This window comes from Kosakonia pseudosacchari (assembly GCF_900184035.1).
Lineage (GTDB): Bacteria > Pseudomonadota > Gammaproteobacteria > Enterobacterales > Enterobacteriaceae > Kosakonia > Kosakonia pseudosacchari.
The window spans coordinates 89,950-106,792 of the sequence record NZ_FXWP01000013.1 but is presented as its reverse complement, the minus strand read 5'-3'; the positions used below and the strand labels follow the sequence as shown (position 1 = coordinate 106,792).

Genomic DNA, 16,843 nt, shown 5'->3' with positions numbered 1-16,843 from the left:
CGCTGGCCAGCTGGAAAAAAGCAAAAAAAAACCTGGATAAAATAGTGTGTAAACACACTGCTTTATCCAGGTCTCGCCCAGAATTTCTCTGGTGACGTCCTTAACTAACGCCCTCTTTCTAACAAGCCGCGCAGGCAATTACCACCGCAAATGATCAATTTGTGAAAATCATCACGCAAATAGCGTTGCCACGGAATTGAACAGCCAGGCAAATACAGAACTCCGGTCACATTTATCAAAATTATGCATTGTCTACCTGAACGACGCTCTTTATAACCATGCCCACAGGACGTTACATCACCTTTGGCGAAACCTGCTTTCCGTTGCTCCACCAGGCAACGGAAAGCAGGTTTTTTTGTTTTTTAAGAGAGGGAAAAACATAATGTCACTTCCAAAAACGCTATTAAGCACCTTACTGGCGCTCTCCCTTGGCGCGGCCAGCACTACCCTACAAGCCGCTACCGAACAACCCGTGACCGGAAAAACCCGCATCCTGATTTTGTCTGATATCGGCAACGAGCCCGATGATTCGCAATCGCTGGTGCGTTTTTTGGTGTACAGCAATGAGTTTGATGTCGAAGGGCTGGTCGCCACCACCTCCACCTGGCTGCGTGACAAAGTGAACCCGCAGATGATGCTCAAACGTATTGATGCCTATGAACAGGTGCTGCCGAATTTACGCAAACATGCCAACGGTTACCCCAGCGCTGATGCGCTGCGCGACGTCGTGCGTGCTGGTCGCGCCGGTTACGGCATGGATTATGTCGGCGCGGGAAAATCCACGCCGGCGTCACAACTGATAATCAACGCCGTGGATAAACACGATGCGCGCCCGTTGTGGATTGATGTCTGGGGCGGCGCGGTCGATCTGGCGCAAGCGCTATACGACGTGCGGGCGACGCGTTCACCGCAAGAGGTGGCGGCGTTCGTGAAAAAGATCCGTGTGTATGCCATTTCCGATCAGGATAATACCGGCGAGTGGATCCGCGCGCAGTTCCCGGATCTGCGTTATATCACCAGTATTCATGCATGGAATGATTACTTTATTGCCACCTGGACAGGCATGTCGTCGCGTTATGCCGAAGGCGGCGATATGCGCCAGGTGAACAACGACTGGCTGGCGAAAAATATACGCAACCGGGGCCCGCTGGGTGCGCTTTACCCGGCAATCGAGTACACCATGGAAGGCGATACGCCCTCGTTTCTCTACTTATTGAATAATGGGCTGAATGCGCCGGAACACCCGGAGTATGGCGGCTGGGGTGGGCGTTATGCAGCGGTCAATCCTGATAGTCGCAGCGGTTTGCGCACCAGCACCTCGGATACCGTGACCGGCGTTGACGGCAAAAGCCGCCGCACTGCCAGCGCCACTATCTGGCGCTGGCGCGAAGCGTTTCAGAATGATTTTGCCGCGCGGATGGCGTGGAGCATTACCCCGGAGGTGAAAAAGGCGAACCACAACCCGCAGTTGGTGCTCAACGGTAAACCCGGAACGGAGATAGTGACATTGCAGGTGAAGCCCGGCGAGGTGGTGACGCTGTCGGCGAAAGGCTCGCATGACCCGGATAACAACCGCCTGAGTTACCGCTGGTGGCAGTATAAAGAACCCACCGCGACCAGCATGGGCATCCATTTCGCACCAGAACTGACGCTGGAGAACGGTGATTCAATCAATGCCCGTTTTACCGCACCACAGGTTAAAACGGCGACGCCGTTCCACATCATTTTGCAGGTGCAGGATGATGGCACGCCGCCACTTTTCGCCTACCGCCGCGCGATTGTCACCGTGACGCCATAAGCGCTAAATGCCGGATGGGTGTAAGCCACATCCGGCATCTCTTGCGCTCACATTACGGCGCTAAGATTGCCCCATTACTGCTGATCACATCGCGATACCAGAAGAAGCTTTTCTTACGCCGACGCGCCAGCGTGCCATTCCCGGCATCATCGCGGTCCACATAGATAAAGCCATAGCGTTTCGACATTTGCGCGGTTCCGGCGCTGACCAGATCAATCGGCCCCCAACTGGTATACCCCAGCAGTTCCACGCCATCTTCAATCGCCTCTCTGACCTGCACCAAATGTGCCTGCAAATACTGGATGCGGTAATCATCTTCAATTGTGCCGTCCGCGGCGGGAACATCTTTCGCCCCCAGACCGTTCTCCACAATAAACAGCGGTTTCTGGTAACGATCGTGCAATTCATTAAGCAAAAAACGCAGCCCTTGCGGATCTATCTGCCAGCCCCATTCGGAGCTTTCAAGGTACGGGTTGGGGATCATGCGCATAATATTGGTGCGCGAGCTTTGATAGAGCTCCGGCTGTGCGGCGGCGCAACCGCTCATGTAATAGCTGAACGAGATGAAATCGACCGTCTCTTGCAGATCCCGCTCATCCTGCCCGGTGATAGTGAGCGTAATATTGTTTTCGCGGAAAAAGCGGCCAATCCACGCCGGATACGCACCACGCGCCTGAACATCGCCAAAAAACAGCCAGTCGCGATTGACACGCTGCGATTGCAGCACATCTTCTGGTTTACAGGTCATCGGGTAACGAATGCCACCCAGCAACATGCTGCCGATTTTGGCATCCGGGATGATTTCATGGCAGGCTTTTACCGCGCGGGCGCTCGCCACCAACTGATGATGAATGGCCTGATAGATCTCCTGCTTGCTTCGCTCACCCGCAAGCCCGACGCCGGTAAACGGCGCATGCAATGCCATGTTGATTTCGTTAAACGTCAGCCAATATTTCACCTTATGGCGATAGCGGGTTAAGACCGTGCGCGCGTAGCGCTCGAACAGATCGATCACCTTCCGGCTGCTCCAGCCGTCATAGTTTTTCACCAACCCGTAAGGCATTTCGTAGTGTGACAGTGTGATCAACGGCTGGATGCCATAGCGCGCCATTTCATCAAACAGCCGATCGTAAAAAGCCAGCCCCTCTTCATTTGGTTCGCTTTCATCACCATTCGGGTAGATGCGCGTCCAGGCAATCGAGGTACGCAGCACTTTAAATCCCATCTCGGCAAAGAGCTGAATATCTTCCGGGTAGCGGTGGTAAAAATCGATGGCCATATCTTTAATACCGGTGCTGTTCGCGTCACGTTCAACGACATTACCGTGTATTCCCTGCGGTTGCAGATCGGAAGTGGAAACCCCTTTTCCTCCCTCGTTCCATGCGCCTTCGACCTGGTTTGCGGCAACTGAACCGCCCCAGAGAAAACCTTCGGGAAATCTCATTTGCATCGTTACTTTCTCCTTTGTCTTGCCGTCGTTAACCACCGCTCAGGCGATTGATATGAATTGTCAGGAACATCACTTCATCGGTGGTGAGCTGGCACTGGTAATTTTTTTCAACATAATCATTAACTTTCATCGCACAGGCGTAGGCGGCCGGCATCATGCTGGTGATCCCCTGATAGATACTGTCGTCGCCGTGCGCGACGGTATTGCGGTGCAGCAAACGCAGTGCAAAAAATTTGAGGTGTGTGATAAGCCGCTGATAATTTAGCGATTCTTCGTCATAGGTCAGGTGCAGATCGTACTTCAGGATTGTCAGCACATCTTTAATGATGGTGGCGCTCTGCATGGTGCTTTGCATGTCGCTGTTATTTTTGGCGTTCGCCAGATGCAGTGCGATAAAGCCGGCTTCATCCTCCGGCAGGCTAATGCCGAGTTTAGTGTTGATAAGCTGCAATGCCTCAAGCCCCACCGCATATTCCTGGGCATAAAACCGTTTAATGTCCCACAGTAAAAAGTTCTTAATGACCAGCCCGTTGGCTTGCCGCTGGATAGCAAAATTTAAATGATCGCTTAACGCCAGGAACAGTGTGTCCTGCACCGTGATCGCCAGCCGCTGCTGAGCCAGCGTAATGATCTGCTGCGTGACAGCCAGGTAAGGGGGCGGAATTTCCGCCAGAAGTTGCGAAAGGACGTCCGCCAGCCCTTCCGACTTTTTGACGAACTGGCTTTCAATCTGGCTACTGTCGACCTTATCGCCCTGTCGTTTGCCAAAACCAATGCCCCGCCCAATGGCTACGATCTCTTCATGCTTTGCATTGGTGAGCAGGACAGCGTTATTGCTGAGTATTTTTTCTACTTTCATTTCAGCTTTCTCACTGTTAATCCTGATGTCTTTTCCGGGAGCAAGCGCCCGGAAAAAAAGCAAAAAAAAACCTGACTCCATTACCGCCACACTTAGCAGCAATGGAATCAGGTTTCGCTCAGTTTTCTTCTGATTACGCCCTGGGAACCCTTATAACGAATCGGACAAGGCGGCTCAAGCCTTCAAAACAGGAACTGTGATGATAATCATGGATGTGTGATCAGTATCCTGATAACCGTGCAATCCGTTGCAGGCTTATACATATATTTTTTGCTATCGGCGGAAATATTTTACCGGGAACATTGACAATCCGCAGAATAAAATAATATTGAATTCGAATCCTTGGCCTGTATAAATGCCATCAAAAATTAATCGCTAAGCTGTTGCGTTTTATCTAATAAATAAAAATTATTACGACTCGCTAAACAGGCTTGTTTTAATAGACCGGACTCTAATTGCAAACCAGGTTCGCAACACAACTGATATATATATTTTTCCAGCAAAGAAGGCGCCGATTGCTCGCCAAAACAGCATGCAGGTTCGCATCCATCACTACAGGCCAGGCACTTCTCATAAGCCTCGATTAACACCCAGCCCTGAACCAGCGTTAACACCGGAGCAGACTGTAATTCCAGCAGGCAGTCACTGACATAAAACGAGTAAGCTTCAAGGGCTGTGCGGCTTGTCGCCTCCATATCGCGCTTTTTTAGTAGCCGCCATATCCTGCCAAAATGACGGACGTGTATGCGGTGAGTATGATCCAAAAACCATGCTTTCGTGAAAGGAGAGCGGCTGTAAGTGTGCTTATCTCCTTCATTATCAGCGAATATATTGCAGACGCCCCTGTTCGCTAAAAATAATACCAGAGACATCTTTTGCAGTTCAGAAATATAAGATTTATTCATTGCTTCACAAAAGAATATAAGAATTTACTGTAGCACCCATAATCAATAATACATTTTACATGAAACTTTGCCACAAAGATTTCAATGTTACTTAATAAAAATTTGTTACCCGTATCCCAAAAACAATACTTAAATAAAACGCAAACTAATGTTTTCTTAATAAAGAGACTTAAAGCGGAGCAAATGGGTAGAGTTTGCACAAACCAGCATAAAGTAGAGGGTTATTGTACAGGCATTCAGCGAATGCCCGTGGTAACTGCAAGGCGATTCCCCTGAGCCTCTTAAAGTTGTTTACGCAAAAAAATCCGGCTGGTTCCCTCAGGGAGGCAATCTATCCGGCCAAACTCTTCCCACCCATTCTTTTTATAAAACTCTGGCGCCTGGAAACTGATGGTGTAAAGGAAACCGGAGATACAGCCGCGCTTTCGCCCTTCCGCTTCAAACTGCCGCAGTAGTGTTTCGCCTAAACGTTGCCCACGAAGCACTTCCGGAAGATAAACCAGATCAATAAACAGCAACCCCAGAGAAGTACGGCCAATCATCCCGCCAATGACTTCACCGGTTTTTGCATCTTTAACCAATACGCTCAAAGGTTTACGATCGTTGATACCGGTGATTTCATCATTAAAAGCATTCAGTCCTTGTTCCACCTGGAAAAAATTAGCCGCGACCGCCTGATCTGAAACGCTAACCACATAATTTGCCATGACTTCCCCCGCACGAAAGCACGCATAGATTCCTTGATTTGCACCAATAAAGATGAAAATTCAGTGCAAAACTCCCGCTAAAGCTTATTTAAATCATACCGTTATCTTTGTTAACCACTTTTTGCTCAAAGTCAGGCTCCCGGCGTGTTCATTGATAGAACCGGTCCCTGGGATTAACCGTTGTAAACAGAAAAAAGAAGGAAAAAAAGTGAAAATTAAAGCATTAGCGCTCAGCGTACTCTCTGTCACCCTGCTGGCCGGATGTGCGGGAACCAGCACGCACCCGGTAAAAGCCTCCAACGGTACAACACTGGAGGTTGCCACCATTTTTAGCCCGCTTGAAATGAATAACAATCGCTATCCTGATGTGAAACTGCGTGAAGTAAGCCCCGCCCATGCGGGCGCCGGCATGGGGCTTTCGCTGCTCAGTGCCGCGCTTGGTGGCGGTGCGGGCAGTGGCGATGCTTTTGATAAAAATAGCTATAAAGGCACCACAATAGATTCCATGCCGGAACCGACATCGCGCTATTTAAGCCCAAAAGCTGAAGTGAAAATTCGCGAATGGCTCGATAAGCAGGGTGGTAATTATGTCTACAAACAGCCGCTGTATATCGCCGCAGCGCAGTGGTCGCTGGTCTACACCGATATGTCTGCGGGCAACAGTAATTATGATCTGGCCTACCGCGTGTTGTTCTATAAACGCGCAGAAGATGGCAATGTGCTGAGCACTTTTGTGAAAGCGGAATGTGCGCCAACGGTGAAAACCGCGCCGCTGGCCGACTGGCGGGCGAATAATTACCAAAAAGTGACGCAGGAAACGCAGAAAATGATGGATGCGTGCCTGCTTGAACTGGAAAACCAACTGCCACGACTGTTGAAGAAATAATCTGAAAAAGCCGCAAATAACTGCGGCTTTTCTTCCACTCTGTATTGATGCCTCTGGTTCGTGCCAAACAGCAGTGTTATACCATTGCTGGCAGCAATAAATAGTATGCTAATGATGGCACGGATGGCCATACGCACTGGTTTGGAGTCAGAGAGGGATTTTCAGATGAGCAACTCTATTTTTATTTCCAAAAGAATGCGCAACTTCATTTTACTGGCGCAGACGAAAAGCATTGCCAGAGCGGCAGAAAAAATACACATGACGGCGTCGCCGTTTGGCAAAAGCATTGTCTCGCTGGAAGAGCAGATTGGTTATCCGCTCTTTACCCGCAAAGATAACAGTATCCGTTTGAATAAAGCCGGGCAGGAACTTTATCAGAAACTTTTCCCGGTTTATGAACGCTTATCAGCAATTGAAAATGAACTTCACTCTTCCGCCCTGCGTTCGCGCAAAATCGTGATTGGCGTCGACAATACCTATCCCACCATTATTTTCGATCAGCTGCTAAGCCTGGGGGATAAATATGACAATATCAGCACCCAGGCTATCGAATTCAGCGACAACGGCGTGATTGACGACCTGCTTGGCCACCAGCTTGATTTTATTATTTCGCCCCAGCAGGTTTCCCCGCGTGTTCTGGGTCTGGAGAACCTCACCGCCACCGAGTTGCCTCCGCTGCGTCTGGGGTTTTTGGTTTCCCGCCGCTACGAGCAAAAACAGCCGCAGGAGTTGTTGCGTGAACTCCCGTGGTTGCAGATGCGCTTTCAGAACCGCGCAAATTTTGAAGCCATGCTCGATTCTCACATGCGCCCTTGCGGGATCCATCCAACCGTTATCTACCGGGCCTACAGTTTTATGGCGAAGATCAGCGCGGTGGAACGCGGGCAGTTTCTTACCGTGATCCCCTATTTCGCATGGCATCTGGTTAACCCCAACACACTGCGATATTTCGATGCGCCAAACGGCCCGATGTATATGCAGGAATATCTCTATTCGTTGAAAAACCATCGATATACCACCGAAATCTGTCAGTGTATTAATGACGATCGCGACGATCCGTGTGGTTTAGCCGAGCATCGATCCTGTGTTCAGTAAATTAGTGTGCAATTCGAATACGCGGCTAAGATCGTGATGAAGATGCCCGCCGGGAGCGGTTTCCAGATAGCGATGAAGGTAATCCCGGTAGTGTGGGTGTGCGCAGTTATCGATAATGGTGCGGGCACGTTCAATGGGCGACAACCCGCGCAGATCGGCGATGCCCTGCTCCGTAATGATCACTTTGACGCTATGCTCGCTGTGATCAACATGGCTGCACATCGGCACAATGGTAGAAATTTTCCCCTCTTTGGCAATCGAGGGCGCCATAAATATCGACAAATAAGCATTACGCTCAAAGTCTCCGCTGCCACCAATACCGTTCATCAGGTTAGCGCCCACGACGTGTGTTGAATTGGCGTGCCCGTAAATATCAAATTCCAGCCCGACATTCAGCGCTATTACTCCAAGCCGGCGGATAATTTCAGGGTTATTGGAAATCTCCTGTGGTCGCAACACGATACGCTCGGCGAAAAAATCCATGTTGTCGTAAATGTTACGCAGCGTCTTGTCGGAAACGGTCAGGCTGGATGCGCTAACGCCGAGGATTTTTCCTGTTTCAAGTAAATGCGCCACCGACTCCTGTAACACTTCGGAGTACATCATAAAAGCCGGGATATCCGGTCTTTCACCGAGCCGCGCCATCACGGCATTATTAATATTGCCTACGCCGCTTTGTAACGGCAGAAACTCGCGTGGAATACGCCCCTGCGCCATTTCCTGGAGCAGGAATGTCACGACATTGTCGGCAATTTGCTGGCAGACAGGTTTTGCACCATCCAGCACATTGCCAGCATCCGGTAATTCGGTATCCACCACAGCCACAATTTTTTGCGGTTCCACCTGCACATAGTGCAAGCCAATTCTGTCCAACGCGCTAAAAATAGCGACACTGTGGCGATACGGCGGCGCCCCAGGCGTGGCTATATCGGCGAGTTCAGCCACCCGCGGGCTGTGGTAGTGATTAAGCTCAATAATGATTTTTTTCGCTTTTCGCAACCAAGTCGGCGCATTGCCAATCCCGCTGGAAAGCCAGATTTTGCCATCGGATGTCAACGCAGAGGCTTCGATCACCGCGATATCAATATCACCAAAAAAGCCGTAGTTCACCATCTGCGCAACTTCACTCAAATGCAGATCTACAAACTTAATCTGCCCCTGGTTGATTTTTTGTCGCATTCCGGATGCGGACTGATACGGCGCGCGCCAACTGACCGCATCCGCCTCCGATAAGGCATCATCAGCCGCCGTGCTGATGGACGCGCCGGTCAGCAAACGAATTTGAAAAGGCTGCTGCATTTGATGCAGCTCCCGTGCCCGACGAGCGATGGCGGCGGGAAGTGCTTTGGGCGAACCTGCCGCAGTAAAGCCACTGAAAGCCACCATATCATCGTGCTGGATGATTTCTGCCGCTTCGTTGGCGCTCAGCCGGGGCCAGGATTGTTTCATTGTCGTCTCCGTTAATCAGCGCCCAAGGAAGTTCGGTTTGCGTTTTTCCATAAACGCGCTCATTCCTTCCTGATAATCCCGGCTGTCATAAACGGCGCGACGCATCCCCTGAATACGTTCAAATTCGTCGGAATTCATGGTGTGTGCTTCGCCAAGCACGCGTAGCTCTTCTTTAATGACCGCAATGGCAAGCGGTGCCTTTTCCGAGATCTGATGCGCCATCTGCAAGGTGAAATCTTCCAGATCGCTGGCGTCGACAACATGGTTCAGAATGCCAACCTCCCGAGCCCGCTGCGCCGTGATGGGTGCCGCAGTGAAAATCAGCTCTTTAACGATATGGAACCCGGCATCGCGCGTCAGGTTATGGATGCCGACCAGGTTATAAGGAACGCCGAGATTAACAGGCGTCATAGAGAAAGTTGAAGAACTGGCGGCAATGATCAGATCGGAACTCATGATCATTTCAAACGCCCCTCCCCAGACGCTTCCTTCCACCATGGAGATCACGGGCTTGGGATATTTTTGGATCATGCGGGTGATCTGGCGCAGCGGGTCATCATAAGAGAGCGGATCGCGCCGCCCCGAAGGTAACTCATGTATATCATGCCCGGCGGAGAAGACTTTCGCGCCGCGAGGCGCTCGCAGGATCACGCAACGGATCTCCGGCTTGTTAAGATCCTCAAGCGCTCGCATTAAATCATCAATAAACACTTTGCTGAGCGCATTAAGCTTGCGCGCGTAATTAAACTCAATGACAGCCACTTTTTGAATAATGTTTACAATCACATACTCATACGACATATCAGTTCCTTTTTACTTTGCAAAATAGTGATGCTGAAGGTATTCACGGATGTGCTGTAAACCTGTTCGCGGTGCTTGCTGCTGATTTTTCACTTCATCAAGCGTTTGGTTAAAATCTTCGCGGAAAGCACGGTGGGCATAAAGCTGGCGCATTGCCTCCTCTTCCACCTGTTTTCGTAGCCATGCCACGGTCTGCTGCTGGCGCAATAACTGAAGACGGCCACTTTTTGTCATCACATCGTAGAAATGAACAATGGTCTGCCAGACTTCCTCCATGCCGTGCTTTTCCAGTGCGCTACAGCTCAACACCGCCGGTCGCCACTGCGGATATTTGTGACGAACGATAGCAAGCGCGCTGTCGTAAATTTGCCGGGCGATGGCGACTGCCGCGCGGTTGTCGCCATCATCTTTGTTGATAACAATGATATCGGCCATTTCCATGATGCCTTTTTTGATGCCTTGTAACTCATCGCCGCCACCAGCGATTTGTAGCGAAACGAAGCAATCAACAACACCTGCGACCTCCGTTTCAGACTGGCCAACACCAACTGTTTCCACTATCACCACATCGTAATTAGAGGCTTCGCACAGCAGTATCAATTCACCGACGTGCGGACTGATACCGCCTGTAGCACCGCCGGAAGGCACCGGCCTAATAAACGCCGCATCGGCTCTGGCCAGTTCCGTCATGCGGGTTTTATCACCCAGCAAACTGCCGCCGCTGAGTGGGCTACTAGGATCGACCGCAATGACCGCCACCCGTTTGCCAAAGTCAACGAGCATCATGCCAAAGGTATTAAGAAAGGTACTTTTCCCGGCACCGGGTGTCCCGGTGATACCAATGCGTATTGCCTTACCCGTCTCAGGCATAATCATGTCCAGCAAGTGTTGGCTCAGCCTCTGATGTCGTGAAAGCTGACTTTCCACCAGCGTCATAGCCTGTGCGAGCGCGACGCGATCGCCCGCGCGCAACCGCCGAACACATTCATCAAGGGTTTGTTCATTAATCATGGCGCTGACTAATCCGAGCCAGTACATCGCGCACGCTTTCCAGCATCGGCGTACCAGGGCCGTAAATGGCTGCCACGCCACGTTCACGCAGGAAGTCATAATCCTGTGGCGGGATCACGCCGCCGGCAATCACGCAAATATCCTCACGGCCATATTTTCTTAACTCGTTGATTAATTCAGGGATCAGCGTCTTGTGGCCTGCTGCCAGTGACGATGCACCAATGACATGCACATCATTTTCCACGGCCAGCCTGGCAATCTCTTGCGGTGTAGAAAACATAGGGCTGAGATCGACATCAAAACCCACATCGGAATAAGCGCTGGCAATGACTTTTGCCCCCCGGTCGTGCCCATCCTGTCCCATTTTCACTATTAAAATGCGCGGACGACGACCATGCTCAGCCAGAAAATGTTGCGTTTGCGTGATGATGGCGTCGAATTCAGCCGCCGCTTTACTGTCCTGCTGATAGCTTTGCGTTATTATCCCCGTAACGCATTGGCTGGGGACCAGGTAGCGGTCAAACGCCACTTCCAGCGCACTGGAAATCTCGCCAAGCGTCGCACGCAATCGTGCGGCATGAATCGCCGCAGCAAGCAGATTTTCGTTGTGTTGGGCGGCGTGGGTCAGCGCGGACAGCGCATCGCGAACGGCAGCGGCATCACGCGTAGCGCGGATCTTTTCAAGTGCGGCGATTTGCTCGTTACGCACCTTCACATTGTCGATTTCCAGTACCGGCGTAACCGCTTCTTTATCGAGCTTGTATTTATTCACACCAACAATGGTGCGTTTCCCCTGGTCGATAAGCGATTGCTCGCGCGCGGAGGCTTCCTCAATCATGCGTTTTGGCAAGCCCGATTCGATAGCCTTCGCCATCCCTCCGGCATCATCTATCTGGCGGATAATTGCACGCGCCTCTTTGATGATTTGATCGGTCAGGGATTCGACATAATAGGAACCGCCGAGCGGATCGACGGTACGGCAAATCTCCGCCTCTTCCTGCAAGATAATTTGCGTGTTACGCGCAATACGCGCCGAAAAATCCGTCGGTAGCCCCAGCGCTTCATCAAACGCATTGGTATGCAGAGACTGGGTACCGCCAAGCGTTGCGGCGAGCGCTTCAATAGTCGTGCGAACAATGTTGTTGTAAGGATCCTGTTCCGTCAGGCTCCAGCCGGATGTCTGGCAATGAGTGCGTAGCGCCAGCGATTTCGGATTGGTCGCGCCAAATCCGCTAACGGCTTCGCTCCACAGATAGCGGGCCGCGCGCAGCATGGCGACATTCATAAACAGATCCATGCCAATACCGAAGAAGAAAGAGAGCCGCGGCGCGAAGTCATCTATTTTCAATCCTGCGGAAAGCGCGGCTTTTATATATTCAATGCCGTCAGCGAGGGTAAACGCGACTTGTTGAATACAGTTAGCCCCCGCCTCCCCCATATGGTAACCGCTGATGCTAATCGTATTAAATTGCGGCATATTGGCGGAACACCAGGCAATTATATCGGCAATAATCCGCATTGATGGTTTAGGTGGGTAAATATAGGTGTTGCGGCAGAGATACTCTTTTAAAATATCATTCTGAATCGTACCCGCTAAGTTTTCAGGAGAAACACCCTGCTCTTCCGCTGCAACAATATAAAATGCCATGATAGGTAAAACCGCACCATTCATTGTCATCGAGACCGACATTTTATCCAGCGGAATAGTGTCGAAGAGTATTTTCATATCTTCCACGGTATCGATAGCAACCCCCGCTTTTCCTACATCACCCGCTACGCGCGGGTTATCCGAGTCGTATCCCCGATGGGTTGGTAAGTCAAACGCAACGGAAAGCCCTTTCTGCCCGGCGGCGAGATTACGTCGGTAAAACGCGTTCGACTCCCTGGCGGTTGAAAACCCGGCGTACTGGCGTATCGTCCACGGTTGGGCGGTATACATGGTGGCGCGCGGCCCGCGCGTATAAGGCGGAAGACCCGGTAGCGTGCCGGTGCTTTCCAGTGCGTTCAGATCGTCAGGAGTATATAACGGCTTAATCGCAATGCCTTCTGGCGTCAGTTTGACCAGAGATTCAACGCTTTTTCCCTTACGACTGAGCTCTTTATTCGCGACATTTTGCCAGTCAGCCATTGTAGCCATAAATATCTCCATTATTCCAAACCAATAACTCACTGGGCAGAAATAGTAATTTCCACTATCAATGTTGTCGCCAGCAAAAAAAGACCTGCGACAATTCATTTTTTGCCGCAGGTTATATTCTGATTTTTATCACGCGCCGATTAATAGCGTGAGCACGTCGCTTATTTAATATTTATGGAAAAAGAACCGTTCAGTTGTTTCCTGTACATGATCATCAGGATTTTCTGCAATATCTCCAGCGACGTGCCTTATATAGTGATTTGGCCCGGAAAGTTGCGGGAAAGACGGAGCCGCCGAACTGGCAGTAGAGGCGAACGTTAAAAGAAGAAAAAACCAGGCTACGCTTAACTTTTTTCCCATCATGCCTATACCTTTCAAGAGAGAGTTAACAGGCAACATACTGAGAGAGAAAGCGTCAGTAAGTGTCAGGGATGTTCAAACCTGTCCCGGCAGTTGTAATCAGTCATGGGAAATGAAAGCCGAAGGAAACAAAAAAACCGCCCTCAGGCGGTATGGTTACAGGTCAGATTCTAACGCATCCTGAATCGCATCGGCGAGGGTGGCAACTTCTTGCGAGACGTTACGTAAATCCATCTGGCTACGAATGCCCGCGTTGGCCGTGGTTGCAGAAACCGCCGCTTTTGAAATTTCCAGCGCTGCCTGTACAGCTAACAAGCGCTTTCTGTTTTCTACCGCCTCATCCCCTGTCGCCCCATCAAGATCAAAATACCCTTCTAACATTACTTTCTCCTTCGGGTTTACCAGCAAAGACCAAGCATACACAGTTGAGCGAGAGGATGAAAACGTAAACACGTTGCGAGCAACCTCGTAAAACGGAGTTGTGACAATAAAGTAATAGATGCCGGGAACAGGCAGCCAGTGTGAAGCGTCAACGATAAAAGGAATTATCAGACAGGAGAGACTCTCTTCGGTGAGCGCGGTAAAAGCAGTTACCTGCCAGGTGGCAGCACTGAAGCTATGAAAAGGTAAAGAGTACGATGACATCACGGATAATTTTGCCTGGCGGTTCATTTACGCTTTATACCGTTTAAGAAGAAACGTTTATAACGCAGAGCGTTGGCTAAAATGTTGGCAAAAAAAAACCGCTCGGACAGAGCGGTAGAAGAACATCACCAGGGAAAATAGGGTTAACGATGATAGCGCGTTAACTATAGTTACTTTCTGTCGCTCTGCCAGTTCAAAAAGCATTAATTAAACCAATTACATAGAGAGCCACCACCTATCAGAAATCGATTACAAATGAGAACAATCTCATTGCCGCCAGATTAATAATTAGCAAACTAATATACGTAACGAATATGCATTTGCATCCCTCAGGAGCAGCCCGGATTTCCTATTCCTGAGGGTCTTTTCTTATTGAAATAATTCCCTGACCTCTGAAATGAAATGCGGAGAAAGATAATCCCCTCCTGAACGACTCATCCTGCGGCTCACGTAAACAACCCAGTGGCGAATGTAAGTCTGCATTAACGCCTCCTTTTCCCTTCATACTCCAGGCCTGTTATTTTCTGCGCGCCAACGGCCATTTCAGGTCTGCCCAATCACGCTATTCGCCGCTTCAATGCAGGCAAAAAAAATTTTTTATTGGTGGCCTTGAAAAAAGCATTGAAGGAATTATTTATATAAGCGGACAAGCAAAGCTTGCCTTTAAGTTGAACTTTTGAATGGATTATTCAGGAGGTTAAGTTATGGCACTCAAAACCTTGTCAGCACTCCCCGGTTTCACAGACTCTGTTTTTGCTGACCGTTTCAATCGTATCGACCGACTTTTCAGCCAGTTAACCGGCGACTCACCGGTGGCGTCATTACCTGCTTATGACCTGAAAAAAGTCGATGCAAGCAATTACCAGTTACACGTAAGCGTCCCCGGCTGGAAAGAAGACGAACTCGAAATCGAGACCGTCGGCGGGGTACTAAATGTATCAGGTAAACGCGCAGAAAATGAATCTCATGATGAGCAGAGCTGGATATACAAAGGCATTCGCCGCGCGGATTTCCGTCTGAGTTTTTCACTTCCGGAACATACCAAAGTAAGCAACGCAAAACTCGAAAATGGCATATTGCAGGTGTCCATTTATCAGGAAATTCCCGAAAGCGAAAAACCGCGCAAGATTGCCATTGAAAACACACAAAAAGCCATTGAACATCAGGCTTGATAGCTTTTCTTCTTTCTCTACGGCCCGCGCATGCGGGCCTTTTCTTATCTGTTCCTGATACGTAGTTTTACCGACACCATAAATTTTTCGCAGAAGGCGTAACCAGCAGAAGAGCGTTGTAATTCATTACTGTGACGCGCCCATCCTCGAGCGACAGCATGAAAAGCCACACGATTCTGGCGCTGTGGAAAAGGATTACGGGTAATATGCTCAGGGATAGTGTATGGTTGCAGGCCATTTATCAGGAAATACTCTATGCCACAACGCAAAGACTCAAAAAACAATCGCAATTACCTCACCAAATGTGCCTGCCCTCACTGTTCACAACAGTCAGAACATAGCTTCTCCCGAGTCCAGAAAGGCGCAGCGTTAATGTGCCCGCACTGCAGTAAAATTTTCCATCATGACAAAGCTGCTTTCGCTTAAAACCGGGCTATGTTGAGAAACCGGTCTAAATATCAGGGCCGGTTATCGAATCAGACGGTTCTGACGATAAAAATCCGCAGCACTCATTTCTGCCTGAATCAGGCCAGCATCATTGTTTTTAAGTAACCGCAGGACGACATGCAAAGAGAGATTGCATGGGTAAAGCAACTGTTGGATCACTTCAGCAGTTGTCCAGTCGTTAACCTCACCAACGGTGTGGCTCACATCGCAATGTTCCTCACCCGGCTCTGTTCGCAGGCTCGCGCTCACGTTAAGCCGCGTAGAATGCGTAGAATGAGCTCTCATATTGCGGCCACAGTAGTGATTACCCTATCAGGGTCTTGCCTATGGAGCGGTTCCCGTGCACGCCCTGCGCCCCGTTATTTATAACTTTATAAGTATCAATCAATTCATCCACACTTCAGGCCAGCCGGATGCCGGAAGGATGTAGAACCACAACAAAACTATTTCATCCTTCATTATTGAAATCTCGACCATAATATATCCAGGGGTGATACGGCTAATAACAGGGGCACTTATGAAAAACTTAATACTCAGTGTGATTGCAAAAATCTCGAAAATGGATGCGGAAGCCAAGCTACTTGCCGCTAAAGTGGAAGCGCAGTCTTTACTCATCGGGGCATTACTGCTGACACTTGGCAAAAACGGTGGCATGAATGAAATGCTTGATAACGTAAAAAAAGCGATTAACGCAGCGCTTGATGCGGCTGATATGCCACTGAAATCAGATGCAGAATTACTTATGAATGAATTTAACAATCTTATTCAGTTAACTCAGTTGCTTGAAACAAACGACGCAGAAATTGATATAGAAGCGTTAAAAGGCGCGTCCGATAAAATTTAACGCAATTCGTTTATTAATCATAAGGCTGGAAAAATAAACCTCCGGCCTTCTATTAATTACTGCCACCGCACCATCTGTTAACCATATCATTTGTCGTGAACACCCTAAGCGCTACAAAGCCAGCAGCAATGCACAAAGCCTGCATATGATCATCGTTTATATTGCCATCCAGCAACGAAGCACAATCAAGCCACTGTCAGCACAGATACTGTTGCAGCCCATTTAGTTGATGACTGATGTTTTGATTCGCGCTCTGAGGGTGAAATCATCCGCGAGT

The 16,843-nt window shown here is 49.7% G+C and carries 16 protein-coding genes; 6 read left to right on the top strand and 10 right to left on the bottom strand.

Annotation, left to right across the window (positions count from 1 at the left end; all coding sequences use genetic code 11):
* Positions 1 to 382 precede the first annotated feature (382 nt).
* On the top strand, positions 383 to 1,798 hold the full coding sequence (locus tag BN2591_RS10485) for a DUF1593 domain-containing protein (protein WP_086871255.1): 1,416 nt from the start codon (positions 383 to 385) through the stop codon (positions 1,796 to 1,798).
* 52 nt (positions 1,799 to 1,850) lie between these two features.
* Here BN2591_RS10485 and BN2591_RS10480 read toward each other — a convergent pair whose 3' ends face one another.
* The 4 genes from BN2591_RS10480 to BN2591_RS10465 form a co-directional block, all read right to left on the bottom strand.
* The gene (locus BN2591_RS10480; protein ID WP_086871253.1) at positions 1,851 to 3,248 is read right to left on the bottom strand and encodes a glycoside hydrolase family 1 protein; all 1,398 of its coding nucleotides are present in this window, start codon (positions 3,246 to 3,248) and stop codon (positions 1,851 to 1,853) included.
* A gap of 28 nt (positions 3,249 to 3,276) precedes the next feature.
* The gene (gene licT / locus BN2591_RS10475; RefSeq protein WP_086871251.1) at positions 3,277 to 4,107 is read right to left on the bottom strand and encodes a BglG family transcription antiterminator LicT; all 831 of its coding nucleotides are present in this window, start codon (positions 4,105 to 4,107) and stop codon (positions 3,277 to 3,279) included.
* A gap of 368 nt (positions 4,108 to 4,475) precedes the next feature.
* Complete coding sequence (locus BN2591_RS10470) at positions 4,476 to 5,012, bottom strand: FlhC family transcriptional regulator (protein ID WP_086871249.1); 537 nt, start codon at positions 5,010 to 5,012, stop codon at positions 4,476 to 4,478.
* Between the two features lie 281 nt (positions 5,013 to 5,293).
* Positions 5,294 to 5,719, bottom strand: a complete 426-nt coding sequence (locus BN2591_RS10465; RefSeq protein ID WP_086871247.1) for a GNAT family N-acetyltransferase — start codon at positions 5,717 to 5,719, stop codon at positions 5,294 to 5,296.
* A gap of 208 nt (positions 5,720 to 5,927) precedes the next feature.
* On the opposite strand from BN2591_RS10465, the gene BN2591_RS10460 reads away from it, so the two are divergent.
* Together BN2591_RS10460 and srsR are read left to right on the top strand one after the other, a co-directional pair.
* Complete coding sequence (locus BN2591_RS10460; RefSeq protein WP_086872123.1) at positions 5,928 to 6,605, top strand: hypothetical protein; 678 nt, start codon at positions 5,928 to 5,930, stop codon at positions 6,603 to 6,605.
* A gap of 165 nt (positions 6,606 to 6,770) precedes the next feature.
* Entirely contained in the window at positions 6,771 to 7,700 is a 930-nt protein-coding gene (srsR, locus tag BN2591_RS10455) for a LysR family transcriptional regulator SrsR (protein WP_086871245.1), read from the top strand.
* Here the strand turns inward: srsR and BN2591_RS10450 are convergent.
* The 5 genes from BN2591_RS10450 to BN2591_RS24985 all read right to left on the bottom strand — a co-directional run bounded on the left by BN2591_RS10450 (position 7,671) and on the right by BN2591_RS24985 (position 14,130).
* Positions 7,671 to 9,149 (bottom strand): succinate CoA transferase, encoded by a 1,479-nt coding sequence (locus tag BN2591_RS10450; RefSeq protein ID WP_086871243.1) that lies wholly within the window; start codon positions 9,147 to 9,149, stop codon positions 7,671 to 7,673. The two genes, srsR and BN2591_RS10450, sit on opposite strands and share 30 nt — an antisense overlap.
* A 15-nt stretch (positions 9,150 to 9,164) precedes the next feature.
* Positions 9,165 to 9,950, bottom strand: a complete 786-nt coding sequence (scpB, locus tag BN2591_RS10445) for a methylmalonyl-CoA decarboxylase (protein ID WP_086871241.1) — start codon at positions 9,948 to 9,950, stop codon at positions 9,165 to 9,167.
* Between the two features lie 12 nt (positions 9,951 to 9,962).
* Positions 9,963 to 10,961, bottom strand: a complete 999-nt coding sequence (gene meaB / locus BN2591_RS10440; protein WP_086872121.1) for a methylmalonyl Co-A mutase-associated GTPase MeaB — start codon at positions 10,959 to 10,961, stop codon at positions 9,963 to 9,965.
* Positions 10,954 to 13,098 (bottom strand): methylmalonyl-CoA mutase, encoded by a 2,145-nt coding sequence (gene scpA, locus BN2591_RS10435; protein WP_086871239.1) that lies wholly within the window; start codon positions 13,096 to 13,098, stop codon positions 10,954 to 10,956. The genes meaB and scpA overlap by 8 nt, the downstream gene beginning before the upstream one ends.
* A 516-nt stretch (positions 13,099 to 13,614) precedes the next feature.
* Entirely contained in the window at positions 13,615 to 14,130 is a 516-nt protein-coding gene (locus BN2591_RS24985; RefSeq protein ID WP_425268951.1) for a hypothetical protein, read from the bottom strand.
* Positions 14,131 to 14,807: 677 nt separating this feature from the next.
* On the opposite strand from BN2591_RS24985, the gene BN2591_RS10425 reads away from it, so the two are divergent.
* Complete coding sequence (locus tag BN2591_RS10425) at positions 14,808 to 15,275, top strand: Hsp20 family protein (protein WP_086871237.1); 468 nt, start codon at positions 14,808 to 14,810, stop codon at positions 15,273 to 15,275.
* 255 nt (positions 15,276 to 15,530) lie between these two features.
* On the top strand, positions 15,531 to 15,701 hold the full coding sequence (locus BN2591_RS24730; protein ID WP_217992431.1) for a YnfU family zinc-binding protein: 171 nt from the start codon (positions 15,531 to 15,533) through the stop codon (positions 15,699 to 15,701).
* Positions 15,702 to 15,743: 42 nt separating this feature from the next.
* Here the strand turns inward: BN2591_RS24730 and BN2591_RS10415 are convergent, their stop codons facing one another.
* Positions 15,744 to 15,926 (bottom strand): hypothetical protein, encoded by a 183-nt coding sequence (locus tag BN2591_RS10415; RefSeq protein WP_086871233.1) that lies wholly within the window; start codon positions 15,924 to 15,926, stop codon positions 15,744 to 15,746.
* 313 nt (positions 15,927 to 16,239) lie between these two features.
* On the opposite strand from BN2591_RS10415, the gene iraP reads away from it, so the two are divergent.
* Positions 16,240 to 16,566, top strand: a complete 327-nt coding sequence (gene iraP / locus BN2591_RS10410; RefSeq protein WP_086871231.1) for an anti-adapter protein IraP — start codon at positions 16,240 to 16,242, stop codon at positions 16,564 to 16,566.
* Positions 16,567 to 16,843: the final 277 nt, after the last annotated feature.